The organism is uncultured Veillonella sp., from assembly GCF_900545795.1.
Classification (GTDB): Bacteria; Bacillota; Negativicutes; order Veillonellales; family Veillonellaceae; genus Veillonella_A.
In genome coordinates this window covers 1-17429 of sequence record NZ_URAR01000022.1, presented here as the reverse complement: position 1 = coordinate 17429, position 17429 = coordinate 1, and the positions used below count along the sequence as shown (strand labels likewise).

16 protein-coding genes and 1 riboswitch are annotated in these 17429 nt (G+C 37.0%); of the genes, 12 read left to right on the top strand and 4 right to left on the bottom strand.

What is annotated here, in order from left to right; genetic code table 11:
• Positions 1 to 174: 174 nt before the first annotated feature.
• The 3 genes from QZR90_RS08660 to QZR90_RS08650 all read left to right on the top strand — a co-directional run bounded on the left by QZR90_RS08660 (position 175) and on the right by QZR90_RS08650 (position 3131).
• Positions 175 to 831, top strand: a complete 657-nt coding sequence (locus QZR90_RS08660) for a QueT transporter family protein (protein WP_295790994.1) — start codon at positions 175 to 177, stop codon at positions 829 to 831.
• Positions 832 to 833: 2 nt separating this feature from the next.
• A complete protein-coding gene (queF, locus tag QZR90_RS08655; RefSeq protein WP_295790991.1) occupies positions 834 to 1334 on the top strand; it encodes a preQ(1) synthase in 501 nt (166 codons plus the stop codon).
• A 687-nt stretch (positions 1335 to 2021) separates the two neighbouring features.
• The gene (locus tag QZR90_RS08650; RefSeq protein WP_366208663.1) at positions 2022 to 3131 is read left to right on the top strand and encodes a DUF362 domain-containing protein; all 1110 of its coding nucleotides are present in this window, start codon (positions 2022 to 2024) and stop codon (positions 3129 to 3131) included.
• Positions 3132 to 3377: 246 nt separating this feature from the next.
• On the opposite strand, the gene rpsD is transcribed toward QZR90_RS08650, so the two are convergent.
• Complete coding sequence (gene rpsD / locus QZR90_RS08645; RefSeq protein ID WP_295790985.1) at positions 3378 to 3965, bottom strand: 30S ribosomal protein S4; 588 nt, start codon at positions 3963 to 3965, stop codon at positions 3378 to 3380.
• A 760-nt stretch (positions 3966 to 4725) separates the two neighbouring features.
• Here rpsD and QZR90_RS08640 point away from each other — a divergent pair.
• Positions 4726 to 5622 carry a LysR family transcriptional regulator gene (locus tag QZR90_RS08640; protein WP_295790983.1) on the top strand — a complete coding sequence of 299 codons (897 nt, stop codon included), beginning with the start codon at positions 4726 to 4728 and terminating at the stop codon, positions 5620 to 5622.
• Positions 5623 to 5833: 211 nt separating this feature from the next.
• Entirely contained in the window at positions 5834 to 7153 is a 1320-nt protein-coding gene (locus QZR90_RS08635) for a nucleobase:cation symporter-2 family protein (protein WP_295790981.1), read from the top strand.
• Positions 7154 to 7334: 181 nt separating this feature from the next.
• Here the strand turns inward: QZR90_RS08635 and QZR90_RS08630 are convergent, their stop codons facing one another.
• Complete coding sequence (locus QZR90_RS08630; protein ID WP_295790979.1) at positions 7335 to 7490, bottom strand: hypothetical protein; 156 nt, start codon at positions 7488 to 7490, stop codon at positions 7335 to 7337.
• Between the two features lie 316 nt (positions 7491 to 7806).
• Between QZR90_RS08630 and QZR90_RS08625 the strand changes: the two genes are divergently transcribed.
• Positions 7807 to 8280 carry a peroxiredoxin gene (locus QZR90_RS08625; RefSeq protein WP_295790977.1) on the top strand — a complete coding sequence of 158 codons (474 nt, stop codon included), beginning with the start codon at positions 7807 to 7809 and terminating at the stop codon, positions 8278 to 8280.
• Between the two features lie 211 nt (positions 8281 to 8491).
• Here QZR90_RS08625 and QZR90_RS08620 read toward each other — a convergent pair whose 3' ends face one another.
• The gene (locus QZR90_RS08620; protein ID WP_295790975.1) at positions 8492 to 9058 is read right to left on the bottom strand and encodes a hypothetical protein; all 567 of its coding nucleotides are present in this window, start codon (positions 9056 to 9058) and stop codon (positions 8492 to 8494) included.
• 64 nt (positions 9059 to 9122) lie between these two features.
• Complete coding sequence (locus QZR90_RS08615; RefSeq protein ID WP_295790970.1) at positions 9123 to 10076, bottom strand: 2-hydroxyacid dehydrogenase; 954 nt, start codon at positions 10074 to 10076, stop codon at positions 9123 to 9125.
• 652 nt (positions 10077 to 10728) lie between these two features.
• Between QZR90_RS08615 and QZR90_RS08610 the strand changes: the two genes are divergently transcribed.
• The 6 genes from QZR90_RS08610 (at position 10729) to QZR90_RS08585 (ending at position 17321) form a co-directional block, all read left to right on the top strand.
• The gene (locus QZR90_RS08610) at positions 10729 to 11340 is read left to right on the top strand and encodes a hypothetical protein (protein WP_295790968.1); all 612 of its coding nucleotides are present in this window, start codon (positions 10729 to 10731) and stop codon (positions 11338 to 11340) included.
• A 655-nt stretch (positions 11341 to 11995) separates the two neighbouring features.
• Positions 11996 to 13438 carry a [FeFe] hydrogenase, group A gene (locus QZR90_RS08605; protein WP_295790965.1) on the top strand — a complete coding sequence of 481 codons (1443 nt, stop codon included), beginning with the start codon at positions 11996 to 11998 and terminating at the stop codon, positions 13436 to 13438.
• Between the two features lie 246 nt (positions 13439 to 13684).
• Positions 13685 to 14662, top strand: a complete 978-nt coding sequence (locus tag QZR90_RS08600; RefSeq protein ID WP_295790963.1) for a TIGR00341 family protein — start codon at positions 13685 to 13687, stop codon at positions 14660 to 14662.
• The gene (locus QZR90_RS08595) at positions 14659 to 15012 is read left to right on the top strand and encodes a hypothetical protein (protein ID WP_295790961.1); all 354 of its coding nucleotides are present in this window, start codon (positions 14659 to 14661) and stop codon (positions 15010 to 15012) included. The genes QZR90_RS08600 and QZR90_RS08595 overlap by 4 nt, the downstream gene beginning before the upstream one ends.
• A 166-nt stretch (positions 15013 to 15178) precedes the next feature.
• A riboswitch (SAM riboswitch) is annotated at positions 15179 to 15276 on the top strand.
• A 97-nt stretch (positions 15277 to 15373) separates the two neighbouring features.
• A complete protein-coding gene (locus tag QZR90_RS08590; RefSeq protein ID WP_295790958.1) occupies positions 15374 to 16501 on the top strand; it encodes a 5-methyltetrahydropteroyltriglutamate--homocysteine S-methyltransferase in 1128 nt (375 codons plus the stop codon).
• Positions 16502 to 16586: 85 nt separating this feature from the next.
• Positions 16587 to 17321: an AzlC family ABC transporter permease gene (locus QZR90_RS08585; protein ID WP_295790956.1), complete on the top strand. Its 735-nt coding sequence runs from the start codon at positions 16587 to 16589 to the stop codon at positions 17319 to 17321.
• Positions 17322 to 17429: the final 108 nt, after the last annotated feature.

Sequence of the window (17429 nt, the reverse complement as noted above, 5' to 3'; positions counted from 1 at the left end):
AAGGGTTAATATAAGCTCATATTTGACGAATAGTAGGTCTTAATGATAAGATAGAGCTACTGTAATAAACAGGCGATACTTTGGTATCGCCTGTTGTTATTGTGTCCTAAATTAAGGGGACACAAGACAGTTCGTAACCATCCTGTCTTTAAATAAAACTAAGGAGAATGAAACATGATGAAGTCTGTGAGCACTTGGAGTGCTACAAAAAAAATGACCGTATCCGGTCTTTGTTTAGCTGTGTATATTGTAGTGATGCTAGTTACCCAGGGCTTTGCTTTTGGGCAATATCAGATTCGCATTGCTACGGCTCTTTATGGCTTAGCAGCATTATTTCCTTTTACTGTTGTTGTATTTGGTTTAGCTAATCTAATCAGTAATTTTATTATGGGTGGATTAGGCCCTATTGATGCAATTGGTGGCTGTATAGTAGGCTTAGTAACTACTGGTGGGATTGCTTTAGGAAAGCGCTTTGGTTTAGGCAATTGGATTGTGATTCCTTTTATTACTTTAGTGCCTAGTTTAGTGGTTCCTTTGTGGCTAGCACCTATGCTACACTTACCTTATGAATTATTAGTTAGTTCACTTTTAGTGGGACAAGGTATTTCTGCTGTAGTCAGCTTTTTTTTAGTCAATGCGCTAGAACGTGTTATGGGTTTATCTCGTACATCTCAAGCTACTGCATTGAGTTCAAGTGCAATACAAAAAGCGGAGAAAGATCTGCTTACTGATAAAGCGAAATCTTCCGATGAACAATCTAATGAAGCTGATGAAGTGAGTTTAAATGATATGGCCGCTATGATGCGGGGCGTTGATACATCAAGGAGGTAATTATGGCAAGCGGTAGAAGTAAAGACGAATTACAAGGGGTTCATGGTTTAGGCAGTGCCAATACACAGTACCCAACAGACTATGCACCAGAGATTTTAGAATCTTTTGTAAATAAGCATCCAGGCAATGATTATTTTGTAAAATTTAACTGTCCTGAATTTACCAGTCTCTGTCCTATGACTGGGCAACCAGATTTTGCAACTATTTATATTTCCTATGTACCAGATGAGCGCTTAGTGGAAAGTAAATCTTTGAAATTGTATTTATTTAGCTTTAGAAATCACGGTGACTTCCATGAAGACTGCGTAAATATTATTATGAAGGATTTGGTTAAGTTGATGGACCCTAAATATATTGAAGTTTGGGGAAAATTTACACCTCGTGGTGGCCTTGCCATCGACCCTTATGCAAATTATGGGAAGCCAGGCACTGAATGGGAAGCAGTGGCTAAAGAAAGATTACATTTTCATGATATGCAACCGGAACGTGTGGCATATAGATAAACTTATGGTCGAGCCTTGGGGCCGTCTGTAGATATAAATAAATAAAAAAGGTCCTACCGAAAACCTCTCGTCAAGCTCGAATGGTTTTCTTGTAGGACCTTTTTATTTAGGGAATATGTCTAATGAGACACAATTATAGGCACGAGCTATAAGTTTATAGAGGGGAGGCAGATGAGAGCCGAAAACCTCTCGTCAAGCTCGAATGGTATTTCTTGTAGGACCTTTTTTATTTAGGGAATATGTCTAATGGAGCACAATTATAGGCTCGAGCTATAAGTTTATGGAGGGGCGGAAGATGAAAGTCGAAAACCTCTTGTCAATCGGAATAGTATTTCTTGTAGGAATCATTTTTATTTGGGGGGGATTATGTCTAATGGCGTGCTAAATTTCAGGCTCGAGCTATAAGTTTATGAGGGAGGGGGAAGGGAACCTTTTCGTAGAGTTCGAATGGTATTTCTTGTAGGAATCATTTTTATTTGAGGGCTTATATCTAATGGCAACACAGTTATAGGTGTTGACTATGGGGTTGTGGGGTTAGAGGCCGTAGGTCTATAAGAGTTGTTATGCTTGGAGTGGGCTACAAGTTTAAGGTGTGTGCAAATTTTGATATAATAGAGTTAGATATATGGTGTAGGGTAGCCATTATGTAACTAATAAAATGATGAGGTTATTAGAAAAGGAGTTGGCATAGGTATGTCAGAGGTATTTTTCACGTCTATGAGGACGCGAGTAGGGGAGAGTTTGACTGATAAGTTTGAACGTTTAATTGTTAAGGCGGGCATTAAGGATATTAATTTTGAAAATAAATTTGTTGCTATTAAAATGCATTTTGGTGAGCCAGGTAATTTAGCCTATTTACGTCCGCAATATGTAGCTCGCTTGGTGGAAGTGATTAAAGAATTAGGCGGTCGTCCATTTTTGACAGATTGTAATACTTTATATGTGGGAGGCCGTAAAAATGCCTTGGATCACATTGAATCAGCCTATCAAAATGGATTTAATCCGTATAATACAGGTGCGCATGTTATTATTGCTGATGGTTTAAAGGGCTTAGATGAAACTTTAGTGCCATTACCTGATGGGAAGCATGTAAAAGAAGCAAAAATTGGTCGCGCCTTGATGGATGCAGATATTGTTATTTCATTGACTCATTTTAAAGGCCATGAATCCGCAGGCTTTGGTGGCGCTATTAAAAATCTTGGTATGGGCGGTGGCTCTAGAGCTGGTAAAATGGAGCAACATAGTGCTGGTAAGCCATTTGTACAACAAGATATTTGCGTAGGTTGCCGTAAATGTGAACAATATTGTGCTCATGATGCGGTTCATGTGACTAATGGGAAGTCCTTTATTACGGAAGAAAAATGTGTAGGCTGCGGTCGTTGCGTAGGTGTATGTCCAGTAGATGCTATTTCACCAATGTGGGATGAAGCCAATACAGTACTTAGTGAAAAAATGGCGGAATACACAGCCGCTGTAGTTAGAAATCGTCCAGCTTTCCATATTAGCTTAGCTATTGATATTTCGCCATATTGTGATTGTCATAGTGAAAATGATATTCCTATTGTACCTGATGTAGGGATGTTCGCTTCAAAAGATTTGGTGGCCTTAGATCAAGCTTGTGCAGATAAAATTAATGCGCAACCAGTGATGCCTGGTAGTATGTTGGCAGAAGTTAATCATGATGGACATGATCATTTTAAATCAATCGCCCCTGAAACTGATTGGGAAGCGGCGCTTAGTCATGCAGAAGCTTTAGGGCTAGGTAGTAGAAGTTATGAGTTAAAGGAAATCAAATAGAATACTTTTAAGTAGATTATTTATAGGGCAGAGCATCTATAAAACTTATAGGGCTTGATTAAGTTTTTATTATATGACTCTTACATATCGCTCTGAATATGTAAGAGTCATTTTTTAGAGCACATAAGTAAGCTTATATTTTAACTGTAAATACTTAGGGCGTATAGGCGTATAATTTAATGTAGGCTTTAAATTATACAATAAAAAAAGACACAGAGTAAACTCTGTGTCTTTTGTAATATTGAATTATTTGGAGTACAATTCGACGATAAGTGTTTCGTTAACTTCGATTGGAAGTTCGGAACGCTCAGGAAGACGAGTTAATGTACCTTTGAAGCCTTCTAATTCTTTAGTGATGTAAGGAAGTTCGAAAGAACGAAGTTCCTGGAAGTTTGTTTTGAACATTTCATTGTCACGGGATGCTTCGCGAAGTTCGATAACATCGCCTACTTTACATTGGTAGGAAGGGATGTCTACGCGACGGCCGTTAACAAGAATGTGGCCATGGTTTACCATTTGACGTGCTTGACGAATGGAGTTACCGAAGCCAATGCGATATACAAGATTGTCAAGACGGCATTCTAGTAATACTAGCATGTTTTCGCCTGTAACACCTTGCATTTTTTTCGCTTTATCGTAATAGCGTACGAACTGGCGTTCTAGCAAGTTGTAGTATGCTTTAACTTTTTGTTTTTCTAATAATTGCATGCCATATTCAGACATTTTTTTCTGACGTTGGTCTTTTTTTACGCGCTTTAAAGCTTTGGAGTGACCGAAAACGTTCACACCGAAGCGACGACATAACTTAAAGCGTGCTTCTCTTCTCGTTGCCATGTGTTTATCACCTCATAATAAAATAACTATATATACCAAATTAGGTACCCGATAATCATATCACGAATTTACTTTTGTTGTCAATGATAAAGGCCCTGTTTATGGGAATAATCTAGGAGTTTTTATAAAAAGGGTATAAAAAAGTTTTAGTAGTATGCCTGTTATAAATACATGAGTTGATTTATCCATTTTAAATGTGAAATAAATTGAACAAACTTGTATTTTTCATAGCTATTTTATACTAGTTTGTGATATACTTTCATTGAAAAGCAATAGTCTATAGGAATAGTGAGCATACTTTTTACTCATACAATCTAGACAAGTGTAAACGTACATGATACAATATAAAACTCTACTTATATAATTTGAAATTCTACTTATATAACTGTATAAATTTATTGAAAAGACTAATCAGAAAACTATATAAAATTTTATATAAGGGGAAAATATGCGCTGATATGCTTAAAAATATACTTTATGGGTCTAGTTTTGTAAATTTCTTTGTATTAGGGCGTTTATTGTGTGTTTTTCTGTAGAAATCAAATTTATATTATAAGTTATAAAAATTTTATTGTGGTTGGTTGAATAATATTAAAATTTTTTATATTACTTTTCTAGCTTTAGTGGAACATGATATAATATTGTAGAGTTCCATATATTTCGATATACAAGTTCTATTACGTAGATCGACGTCAATATATATGTAGTGTGTTTGGTTTTGTTTTATAAGTTGTTATTCGCATAAAAGGAGATGAATTAGATGGAAGAACTACCTACCCTGCAGGAGTTGCAAAGCTTTATTACTTATAGCAAAATGGGGAATTTTACATTAGCTGCTCAAGCTGCTAATATTACACAATCTGCTTTTAGTGCGCAGATGAAAAAACTAGAACGTTTGGTGGGTGTAAAGTTAATTGCCCGTTCAACTCGTGGTAGCCGCTTAACTCCAGAGGGAGAAAAGTTTTTGCCAGAGGCTGAACATATTATTGAAACATTAGAGCGAGCGATTCATAGTATTCGCTTAGCTAATAAATTAGAACGTCCTATGTTGAATGTAGGGATTTTACGCAGTATTGGTGATGTGAGAATGAACTCTCATGTAGCGCATTTCCAACAAGTTAATCCGAATTTTGCCATTTCCGTATATGATATGGAAGAAGAGGAAATGCTTCTCGACTTGCGTGAAAATCGCATCGATATTGGTACTTGCTATTTACCTAATAACAAGGATATGAGCGCTTACGAAAGTATTGCCCTACGTGAAGACTCAGTTGTTTACTATGCACCAAAACGTGACATTGAAAAGCATCCGATTACTTGTGAAGAAATTTTGGAATATCCATTGGTGATGTATCCGCCTAAATACTTCATGAGCCATCGTTTGGGATCCTATTTCTCTGAAGAGGGACGTCAATCTTTACATCAATTAGTACGCTTATCTAATCCATATGCTATGATTGATTATTGTAAACGCAATGAAGCAGGTGCATTGATTTCTCGTCATTTACTTGACACTTTAGAAATCACTGAAGGTGTATATAGCCTGGCTAAACCATTGAATTTACAAGTATGCTTTGTATATCGCAATAATAATTCTAAATGGGAAACAATGAAGACATTTATGGATTATATTGCACAACAATTAAACCAAGGCTAATAGTTTGTAGTTTTGGTGTCAAGCCTCTCTGATGGAATGTGGGTTGACGTAAAGAACGCTTAGCACAGTGCTAGGTGCGAATTAAATGAAGAATTAAAAACGGTTTGTATCTTACTACAGTATTGTCTATAGGCCTAATATGAAATGAGGCTGTAGGCAAGTCGCTGAGATCAGACCGTTTTTATTTTGTTTTATCCAGAGGAGTAGACAGATGGATGAGTTAAAAAAGAGTCAGATTTTCTTTCTCGGCCTTCAACATGTATTGGCCATGTATGCGGGCGCGGTGATAGTGCCATTAATTGTAGGTAGTAGTTTAGGTCTTGATACGGAGCATATTGCCTATTTAATTGGTGCTGATTTATTGACATCAGGGATTGCTACTTTATTGCAAGTATGGCGCAACCGCGTATTTGGTATTGGTTTGCCCGTTGTATTAGGCTGTACTTTTACGGCTGTATTCCCTATGATTGCTATCGGTAAGGAATTGGGATTAGGTGCTATTTACGGAGCCATTATTGTATCTGGTCTTATAGTATCTTTAATTGCTCATTGGTTTGGTAAATTAGTGCGATTCTTCCCTCCTGTTGTAACGGGCTCTATTGTTACAGTTATTGGTGTTACTCTAGTCCCTGTAGCGATGAATAATTTAGCCGGTGGGTTAGGAAGTCCTGATTTTGGATCATTAACTAATATTCTATTAGGCGTAGGTGTATTAGCATTTATTTTAATTTTAAATCGGCTGTTTAAAGGGTATATTCAGGCTATCTCGGTTTTACTTGGCCTTGTAGTGGGGACTGTAGGCGCTGCATTGATGGGCTTAGTTGATTTTGCACCAGTGGCAGAAGCGTCTTGGACTCATATCCCAACACCATTTTATTTTGGCTTGCCAACATTCCATGCAAGTGCCATTTTAACTATGACTATTGTAGCCATGGTTAGTATGGTCGAATCAACTGGTGTATTTTTAGCTTTAGGTGAAATTTGTGAGCGCAAATTAACGCCAAAAGATTTAGCTCATGGTTATCGTGCTGAAGGTTTGGCTTCTATTATTGGGGGGATTTTTAATTCTTTCCCATATACGACATTCTCTCAAAATGTGGGGCTCGTAGAATTATCTAAGGTGCGCACGACTCGTGTTATTACAGTCTGTGGTTTAATGTTAGTTTTACTTGGCTTAGCGCCTAAGTTCGCAGCTTTAGCAACTATTATTCCTACTAGTGTCTTGGGTGGCGCTATGGTAGCTATGTTTGGCATGGTTTGTGCGGCGGGCATTCGCATGCTAGGAAAAGCGAATTTTAATGATTCTAATACGATGCTTGTGGCTGCTTGCTCTATTACCTTGGGCTTAGGTGTAACCGTTACGCCTAATTTATTTAGTCAGTTTCCATCTTCTGTGCGTATTTTATTGGAAAGTGGCATTGTGGTAGGGGCGTTAACGGCGGTAATCCTTAATATCTTATTTAACTATGAAGAAATTAAAAATTATTCCTTAGGTGAAGCGTTAAAAGAGCGTGCTGAAGAGGGTAAGTGAAAAATATAAAGTAAATGAACCGCAAATATAGAGCACGTAAAAAGTCAATAAAAGCGAATAAAAAGCAAATAAAAAGTAGATAAGAGCTAATAAAGGCAAATAAAAAAGCTGTAGTTTTATGTTCCACTTATAGAGCGATTCTATAAATAAGCACATAAACTACAGCCTTTATTATTTGGTATTAATGGAATAAGGCATAATAGATAACATAAATCCAGCCTAAAATCCCGTGGAAGATTGCCCAAGGAATGGAGTGCCAATTGGCGTAGCTAACAACCATAGCTAAGGCGGACCCAAAGGAAATACCAGTTTTTACAGTACTTGCTACGTATTTCATTAGAACGTCACCTCCTTATAAGCCTAAATAGTGGCTATATGTATGATGACATATTTTATAAGTATTTGTAAAGTTGGATTTAAGATGGCTGATAAAATTATACATTTAAGTGAGCTAATGAGATATTAGGGAATAGTCACATAGAGTCTATTAGTGAATAGTCACATAGAGTCTATTAGTGAAAGCTATTTTATATTATACTAGAATGGAACTATATATTAAGTAATATATATAATGAGATGTGTTTTATATTACGACGCATTAAATGATGTGTATTAAGAGCTATGTTATATGTTTTATAGAAAGGATGATTACGGTGGCAGAATTAACTGTAGGAAGTAAAGCGCCAAGCTTTTCTGTTTTGGCTGATACGAATGAAATGGTAGCCTTAAAGGACTTTTTAGGAAAGAATGTTATTTTATATTTTTATCCAAAGGACAATACACCAGGTTGTTCAGTGGAAGCGCAACAATTTAATGAGGCCTATGAAACTTTATTGCAAGCCGGTTATGTTGTATTGGGAGTAAGTCGTGATACAGTAAAATGGCATGTAAATTTTAAAAATAAATTTGATCTTCAATTCCTTTTGTTAGCTGATACAGAGGAGACCATTTGTAATGCCTATGGCGTTATGAAGGAGAAGAAATTATATGGTAAAGTATCGATTGGCATAGAACGGTCCACCTTTGTTATTGATGAAAAAGGTGTATTAACTCATATTTACCGTGGCGTAAAAGCGAAAGAGCATGTAGGGGCTTTGTTGGCTGATTTAGGAATTAATGCTCAATAAAGGAGACGAAGTCAAATTAAAACATTACATATTAAAATTTAAACTTTACAAATTAAGCTTAAAACATTACAAATTAAGCATTAAACATTATAAACTAAGTATCACAAGTTACAAATAAAACGCTAAAGGACTGCAACTGAATGTCTACATATAGTAGTCATTAGTTACAGTCCTTTTTATTTGATTAGCTCAGGCCAGTTATGTATTTAGTTTACATTACAGGCAAGTTATATTTACGCCATGAAGGAATCAATGTTGATTCAATGAGAGGAATTTTGTGTTCATAATCGCCTCGTTTGGCTACTGGGTAGGAAATTCGCAAGCTATTTAATAACTGATTGGATACAAAGTGTTTTTCATAGTGAATAATACCATTTCTCTCGTAGGAGATGACATACCAATCGTCGCCACTTGCCTTATAGGCTGGTGTATAGCGGCGCACAGCGTCTTCATAGCTTTGTTGTAAAGAAAATTTATTGCTGTTATGTGAGCCAGAGAGTGTGAGCTCTCCGCCTAAGCCATCTTTAAATATGGCACCATCATGATTAGAAGGCGCATAGGCAAGATAAAAGCTAGATGGTACATATACGCTCATGCCATAGCGGTTGTTTGTATATTGGAAATAGTCCTTGTTGATTGGCTCTACATAGACATATTGTGAGAAGCGACTATCACCTTTGTAAAATTGATTAGGAAGTGCTTCACGGGCCCCCACTAAGGATGTGCAGGAGAGGGCCAATAGAGTGACTAATACAGACTTACGAAGTATATGTTTCATAGAGAACTCCTATTTTATTAAAATCTTATTTTTTCAAAGTTTAAAGTCGTATTTTTCCAAGTTCTTATTTTACTAAATTTTTAGGCTCACCATTTAAGAAGGCATCAATATTATCAAATACGATGTCAGCTCTAGTTTCTAAGGCTTCTTTGCTGGCAAATGCCACATGTGGCGTGAGAACACAATGTTTAGCATGGCAAAGCGGATGATCTGTAGCGATTGGTGGTTCATTTTCAAATACGTCAATACCAGCAGCAGCCAAACGGCCTTCATTAAGTGCGTCTGCCAAGGCTTGGCTGTCTACAACAGGGCCACGTGCTGTGTTGATAAGCACGGCGGTTGGCTTCATGAGGCGAATAGTGTCAGCATTAACAAGCCCTTTTGTTTCTTCGGTTAATGGTGTGTGAAGGGAGACAAAATCTGCTTCTTTAAATAAGGTATCTTTATCTACAAAGGTAACGCCTTTTGCTTCAAGGGCTGGTTTTACACTGCGATTGTAAGCGATAACTTTGCAACCAAAGGCGAGAGCTATTTCTGCTACGCGGCTGCCAATAGCACCAGTGCCTACAACGCCAAATGTTTTGCCATAAAGTTCAAAGCCTACAAGACCATCTTTGGTACCACCCTGACGACATTCTTTATCGCAAGGTACAATATTGCGGATTGTACTGATAGCAAGGCCAAAAGCTAATTCAGCTACAGCATTAGTGGAGTAGCCCGCTGCATTAGATACCGTGATATTGCGCTCGCGGCAAGCTTCAAGGCCTACATGGTCTACACCAGTGAAGGCAATGTCAACAAATTTTAAATTACTGCATTGGCGGATGATATCAGCTGATAAAGGTTGATTTGCTAGCATAATAATGTCAGCATCTTTTACACGTTCTAATAATTTTGTCTGGTCAGTTTCTTTGGTTTCATAATAAATGACTTCGTGACCAGCGTTTTTTAATGGAGCGGCTAAGGTTTCAATTTTACTTAACGCAACACCTAATGGTTCCATAACAACAATTTTCATAGTACACCTCATATAATAGTCGAACAATAGATGTCCACAAATATGGAAATGCTGTAAAGCCATACCCCTTTGAGGACAGAAGCAATAATAAATCTTATATTCATTATACGCTAACTCAAGATAAAGTAAAATGACTAGGATAGATAGCACTCTTAGCATTATGCTAAGAGCGCAAGGGGCAATCGCTTTTGTGCTACAAAGCGAATTAACTTTTATAGTGTAAAAAATGTCTTTTCTAGTATAAAGAAAATAAATTTTCATCGTCTAAAAAGTAAACTTTTATAGCGTAAAAAGAATAAGCATTTATAGTGTAAAGAGGTTACTCTTTTATAGTGTAAGAAAATTTACCTTTTCATAATTGGCTGTTTATTTATATATTTGTAGATTTATATATAAATATATAGGATATGCTTTGCTAAATGCGCAAAGTTAGCGTATAATGCAATAGAAAACTGAAGTAAAGGGAAAAGTTTTATTTGTGTTGAATACATTTCATTTATATTAAATCTGTTTTATGTAAACTTAGGGACGAGTCTGTGTAAATTTTGTACAGTGTAGTAACGTTTTCACAGTATAGTAAGGTTTTTACAATAGATTGTTTTATTATGATGAGATATAGCAGAATGGATTTATCCACGCGGGAGAGAATACTATGAAATTAATTAATTGTATAACTATTTTAGCTTTAATAGCCATGAGCCCTTTAGGCATTTTATTGCCAGAGCAATATTTTTGGGAAAATGAGCTGTTTGAGAATATGGAAGCACTTGTTTTGTTTGGTGGATGTGTGCTTAGTTTTATTTGGCTACTGCGGAGTACCGGTGAACGGCGTTGGCTATTTGGGGCTTGGTCTATTTTATTTTTAATAGCTTTTGGTCGTGAACTAAGTTGGGGGCGCGTATTTTATCCTGTAGGAATGGATGCAGAAGGGCCTGTTTTTATGTCTATAAAAGAGGTGTGGTTTGGTCCTTATTTGCCATGGGTGCTTGGTGCTTTAATTGTAGTACTCTTTGTGGCATTGGCTAAGTCTCGGAAATTAATCATAACTATTGTGAGAAAAAGTAGTCAGGATAGAGTCATGCAAATATATTTTTGCTTATTTTTATTAGGTCTTATTTTAGGAGAGACTATTTTTGAACGAAATATGATAGATATATTGGATCCGTATCATCAAGATTTTGAGGAATTGGCGGAACTGATTAGTTATTGGTCAGCGATTGCTTTTGTTTATAGAATAAAAGAAAAATGGCTTAGTGATAAGTAAAATGTTGGCAACTAGTAATAAATAAAAGTGTAACTAGTAACAAATAAAAGTGGCAATTAGTAAGAGATAAAATGGCGTGAATTAATAACAACTCAGATGGCGCGCGTTAGGAAGGAAGAATCTGGTAGAAGCTAGGGCCGATAAATCTGATGAATTAGCTAGACTGAAATCGGTTTTATGCATTGCTGTTTATGCATAGATGAAGTGTATAGAATTTTGTCTATATAGTGGAGCAGTTTTATAAAAAAGCTAGTAACAATAAGGACTTTTGAGCTTTCTAAGCAATAAAGTTTTGAAAAAACTATTTTAAAATATCATTGTTCTTGATATGGATTCTCAAAATTATTAAGCAGAGTTAAGGAGATATGTTATAAATTCTTTTGCAGTGGCCGTTTGTCTCTGTATAGTGTAAATTCCTAGTTGAAATGGGGATTTATAAGATGTTATACTAAGCTTAAGATGTCACTCATTACATTAAAAATAGCCGATTTAACCGAACTTTTTAGCAGTTTGAGTGATAACGCGTGTGGACCTAAAATAAAACTTCATAAAACTAGGGTTTAGAAGCTTTTAAATGAGAATGGGTCAACCAGGTGGGGAGTGCCCACCATTTTGAATACATAACTAGTATTTTATTAATGTGAGGTGCAAAATAATGAGTTTCGAAAGTCGATTCCAACACATTGATCGTCGCGTTCCTATTTCTGAAAACAATGTAGCTATTATCCATGATTTGGACAAATGTAAAAACTGTACCCTTTGCCGTCGTGCTTGTGCTGACGTAATGGGCGTACTTGATTACTACGATTTAGAGTCCACAGGGGATGAGCCAATTTGTATTCATTGCGGTCAATGCGCAGCGGCCTGCCCATTTGACTCCATGAATGAACGTTCTGAACTTGACCAAGTAAAAGCAGCTATTGCTGACCCAGACAAAATCGTTGTAGTGCAAACTGCACCAGCTGTTCGTATTGGCATTGGTGAAGAATTTGGCTACGAACCAGGCTCCTTCTTAGAAGGTAAAATGATTGGTGCTGTTCGTGCTCTTGGCGCTGATTATGTAGTAGACACTAACTTTGGTGCTGACTTGACTATCATGGAAGAAGCATCTGAATTGATTGAACGTGTAGTACATGGTCATGGCGAATTGCCACAGTTTACAAGCTGCTGCCCAGCATGGGTTAAATTCGCTGAAACTTACTACCCTGAATATTTACCAAATATTTCTTCTGTACGTAGCTGTATCGCTATGGAAGCAGCTGTAATTAAAACATATTTCGCTAAGAAAATGAATATCGATCCTGAAAAAATCGTGTCCGTAAGTATTGCACCATGTACAGCTAAGAAATTTGAAATTCGTCGTCCAGAGCAAAATAAATCTGCTGAATACTGGGGTAAAGAAGAATTACGTGATACTGATTACTGTATTACAACTCGTGAATTCGCTAAATGGATCCGCGAATCTGGTATCGATTTCACTCAAGTGGAAGAATCCCAAATGGATAAATATATCGGCGCTGAAACTGGCGGTAGCGTGATTTTCTGTAACACTGGCGGTGTTATGGAAGCGGCTGTTCGTAGTGCTTATAAATTTATCACTGGTGATGAACCAACTCCTGAACGTTACACTAACTTACAAGAAGTTCGTGGCATGGAAGGTGTTCGTGAAGCTGAAGTTGAAATTGGCGATAAAACATTAAAACTTGCTGTAGTTCATGGTGGTAAAAATATCCGTACTTTCTTAGATGATATGAAAGCAACTGGTAAAAAATATGACTTCATCGAAATGATGGCTTGCCCTGGTGGTTGTATTGGTGGCGGCGGTCAACCGCGCGTGAAGATGCCAGTAGCTAATAAAGTAAGAGAAGCTCGTATTAAAGGCATTTATGAAGCAGATGCTAATATGAAACTTCGCTCTAGCTATGAAAACCCTGAAATTAAAGCAATTTACGAAGAATTCTTCGATAAACCATTAGGTGAACTTTCTGAGCAATTGTTACATACTCATTACACTGATCGCAGCGACAGCCTTGGTGTACGTAAAGATGTAACACCAGAAACTTGCCCTACATCTCCTAAATTTAAGAAAGCTGAATAATCACATCTTAAAAAGGAAACTAGAGTTGATACGCTAGAGTGTAGATTACTACATAGCTTATGATATTGAACTAGTTACAGATATAGTACAGAATTACAGACACTATAGCCTTTAAGGCTATAGTGTCTTTTTATACATTAGTATGTTTTTAGATATTGGTATATTTTTATATCTTTATATCTTTGTATATGGTATATGGGCAGGTCTTTTTATAATATTGGTCTATTTTTTATAATGAGGAACAACATGATTTCTTGGAAAAAGTTTTTTAATATAAGGGAAGATAGTGCATCCTTTTCAGAGCTTAATGAGCGAATTGAAAGTGATGCTAGCGTTAAGGGCGCTAATTTAATTGTATTGATTACAGCCATATTAATTGCTTCTGTAGGCCTTAATATGGATAGTACCGCTGTTATTATTGGGGCTATGTTAATTTCACCTCTCATGGGGGGATTAATTGCTACCGGATATGGCATGGCTACGTATGATACTCATTTTATTAAAGAGTCTATGACGAAGCTCTTTTTTCAGGTAAATGTATCTTTGATTGCCTCGGCTATTTACTTTTTGCTATCCCCTATAAGTGATGCGTTTTCTGAAATTTTAACGCGCACGTCGCCTACTGTTTGGGACGTAATTATTGCTTTGTGTGGTGGCATCGCTGGTGCAATTGGGAATACGCGGGAAGAGAAAAATAATGTAGTCCCTGGAGTAGCGATTGCAACAGCTCTAATGCCTCCACTTTGTACAGCTGGATATGGAATTAGCATCGGTTCCTATAGTTTCTTTTTTGGTGCTATGTATTTATTCTTCATCAATGCGTTTTTTATTAGTTTATCTGCCTATTTTATTTTCAAGCTCTTACGTGTGCCACCGGTGGTGTATCCAGATCAAGAGCATAAAAGTTATCAGAAGATTATTTTGATAGTCCTAGGTTTTGTAGTAACTATACCAAGTATTTATATGGCTTATTTAACAGTAGGCGATAATATTCGCGAGCAACAGATTAAGACTTTTATTAGCAAGGAAATTGACCATACGAGTATGAGTGTAATTTCCTATTCCTATGATGATAAAGTATTAACCTTAGACATTATTGGTCGACCGGTAAGCGAAACTGAACTAGAGGAGTTGCAAGTTGCTTTAAGTTCATATAGTCGTCTTATTGATTCTACCGTCCATATAATGCAAGGCTCTATAACACGATTAACGAAGAGCAAATGAATGCGATGATAGGGAACAATTTAAAACATATGATGAGTAATGAACAAGGGAAGTCTTATAAAGAGCTGGCAACTTTATATTATCCAGCTTATAAAAGAGCATTAGTTGAAGAGAAATTAACGGAACGCATTAATTCAGAATTGCCCCTATTGTTTCCAGAAGTAAGTGGTGCCAATGTAGGCTTATTAACAACTATGGATGAAGATAATAAGGTTAGTTATAAAGAACTGTTAGTAAAATTACAAGTTAATAGTGAGCTCTCACCTAGCAACATAGAGAAAATAAAAAGATGGGTAGAAAGCCAAAGTGAGTGGCCGGTTGAAATAATAGTTCAGAATAGAAATCAGTAATAAGTTAATAGTAGGTTAGTAAGAAATCAATAGTATATCAGTAGTAAATCAGTATCAAATTAATAGTGAGTCAACAGCAAATCAATCGTGAATTGTAAATGGCGAATAATGGATTTGAGTTGACAGAATATACTTGATTGACGTATCATAGAGGTAATTTCATAGTATGTCATCAAGAGCAGTGGAGGGACGTGGCCCTTTGAAACTGCGGCAACCTGCCATTTGGTAAGGTGCTAAGTCCAACGGGAAACCGACAGATGATAGAAGTCAGCGTTGTCGGGGGACAACGTTTTTTTGTATTATTTACCCTTTGTTTATGTAGATAATACAATTGTAGAAAGAAAAGAGAGGCGATTTGATTATGAGTACAAGTAAAAAAGGACCATTTCGTTATGATGTAGTAGGTAGCTTTTTGCGCCCTAATAGTGTAAAAGAGGCGCGCAAGCAATTTGAAGAAGGTGTTATTACAAAAGCGGAGCTTCGCAGTGTAGAAGATGAAGCCATCCGCGATTTAGTGGATAAAGAAATAGCCGCTGGTTTACAAGCAGTTACTGATGGTGAGTTTCGTCGCGCTTATTGGCATCTAGATTTTTTAGAAGCCTTAGATGGGGTGGAGCAAGTGAAAGCTGATCAGTGGTCGGTAGCATTTAAGGGACATCAACCAAAAGCAGCTACATTAGAAATTACGGGCACAATAGATTTTACTGACCACCCATTTTTAAATGATTTTGCATTTTTGCGTGATGCAGTGGGTGAACGTGCAGTACCTAAGATTACGATTCCTTCACCGTCCATGTTGCACCTTATTTGCTGCGTTCGCGAAGAACAGTATGAGCCAATTCCTCAATATGAAAATCAAGAGCGCTTATTCCAGGATATTGCGAATGCTTATCGTAAAGCGATTCATGCCTTCTATGAAGCTGGTTGTCGCTATTTACAATTAGATGATACATCTTGGGGCGAGTTCTGTGATGAGGAAAAGCGCAAAGTCTATGCAGCGCGCGGCCTTGATGTGGATGCCATTGGTCGTAAATATGTAGAGGTCATCAATTACGCATTGGCTGATAAGCCAGCGGATTTGGCCGTTACTATGCATATTTGCCGCGGTAATTTCCGCTCTACGTGGTTCTCTTCTGGTGGTTATGAGCCTGTAGCCAACATTTTATTTGCGCATTGTAATGTAGATGGATTTTTCTTGGAATATGATTCTGATCGAGCTGGTGGTTTTACACCATTGCGCTTTATTAATAAGCAAAAGGTCGTATTAGGTCTCGTAACCTCTAAGTTCCCAGAGCTGGAAAATGTAGATGACATTAAAGCGCGTATTGAAGAAGCTGCTTTATATGTACCTAAAGAACAATTAGCTTTAAGTCCTCAATGTGGATTTGCTTCCACAGAAGAAGGCAATAATTTAACTGAAGAAGAACAATTTGCTAAATTAGCGTTGATTAAGCGTGTAGCACAGGAAGTATGGCCTGATGCAGAGTAAGGTCATAGCATCTAGATAGTTGATAACTTGTAAAAAAATATGTAATTATAGTAAAAGTCAGTGGATAAAAGAAAGGAGTTTTGTAATGAGTGATAAAGCAGTTTTACCAAGTACTAGTCAGCCAGCTTGGCGAAGGGCCTTTCGATATGCCTTTCCTTTGACTGTTCCCATTTGCGCAGGCTTCTTGTTCTTAGGTATTTCCTACGGTTTATATGCTACCGACCAAGGTTTAGCTTGGTATTGGCCCGTGCTCATGAGTGCTACTATTTATGCTGGCTCCATGGAGTTTGTGACCGTTGCTTTATTAGCCGCTCCTTTTGATCCATTAAGTGCCTTTACTCTAGCTTTAATGGTAAATGCAAGACATATTTTTTATGGCCTTACGATGGTGACTAAATACACCTCCTTAGGTTGGAAAAAATGGCCGCTTATTTATGGCATGTGCGATGAAAGTTTTGCTATTAATGCCACGTGCTCTTTGCCAGAAGATGTAGACCGCGGTTGGTTTTATTTGCATGTAACGGCCTTGAACTATATTTATTGGGTTATTGGCGCAGCCATAGGGGCTATAGGCAGTCAGTTCATTACATTTAATTTAAAAGGTATTGAATTTGTATTAGCGGCCTTATTTGGCGTGTTATTTTTAGATTATTTGTTAAAATCTGATAAAAAACAATATGGTTTAATTGGTTTTTGTATTGCCTTAGGATGTTTAGTTTTCTTGGGGCTTAACTATTTTATGGTACCTGCCATGCTCTTGATGTTAGCCGTTTTTTTAGGTATGTATATGTATGATAAAAAGGCGGTGACTAATAAATGAGTGTGTGGGAAATGATTATTACAATAGCTAGTGTAGTAGCCGGTACCATGGTAACGCGCTTTATTTCCTTTGCTCTATCCACAGCCAGGGAAATATCTTTCTTATTTT

Coding starts and splice junctions, on each gene's coding strand:
- QZR90_RS08635 (WP_295790981.1), top strand. CDS start 5,834: ATGGATGAGTTAAAAAAGAGTCAGATTTTCTTTCTCGGCCTTCAACAT.
- QZR90_RS08585 (WP_295790956.1), top strand. CDS start 16,587: ATGAGTGATAAAGCAGTTTTACCAAGTACTAGTCAGCCAGCTTGGCGA.
- QZR90_RS08630 (WP_295790979.1), bottom strand. CDS start 7,490: ATGAAATACGTAGCAAGTACTGTAAAAACTGGTATTTCCTTTGGGTCC.
- QZR90_RS08610 (WP_295790968.1), top strand. CDS start 10,729: ATGAAATTAATTAATTGTATAACTATTTTAGCTTTAATAGCCATGAGC.
- QZR90_RS08595 (WP_295790961.1), top strand. CDS start 14,659: ATGAATGCGATGATAGGGAACAATTTAAAACATATGATGAGTAATGAA.
- QZR90_RS08605 (WP_295790965.1), top strand. CDS start 11,996: ATGAGTTTCGAAAGTCGATTCCAACACATTGATCGTCGCGTTCCTATT.
- QZR90_RS08660 (WP_295790994.1), top strand. CDS start 175: ATGATGAAGTCTGTGAGCACTTGGAGTGCTACAAAAAAAATGACCGTA.
- queF (WP_295790991.1), top strand. CDS start 834: ATGGCAAGCGGTAGAAGTAAAGACGAATTACAAGGGGTTCATGGTTTA.
- QZR90_RS08640 (WP_295790983.1), top strand. CDS start 4,726: ATGGAAGAACTACCTACCCTGCAGGAGTTGCAAAGCTTTATTACTTAT.
- QZR90_RS08615 (WP_295790970.1), bottom strand. CDS start 10,076: ATGAAAATTGTTGTTATGGAACCATTAGGTGTTGCGTTAAGTAAAATT.
- rpsD (WP_295790985.1), bottom strand. CDS start 3,965: ATGGCAACGAGAAGAGAAGCACGCTTTAAGTTATGTCGTCGCTTCGGT.
- QZR90_RS08620 (WP_295790975.1), bottom strand. CDS start 9,058: ATGAAACATATACTTCGTAAGTCTGTATTAGTCACTCTATTGGCCCTC.
- QZR90_RS08590 (WP_295790958.1), top strand. CDS start 15,374: ATGAGTACAAGTAAAAAAGGACCATTTCGTTATGATGTAGTAGGTAGC.
- QZR90_RS08600 (WP_295790963.1), top strand. CDS start 13,685: ATGATTTCTTGGAAAAAGTTTTTTAATATAAGGGAAGATAGTGCATCC.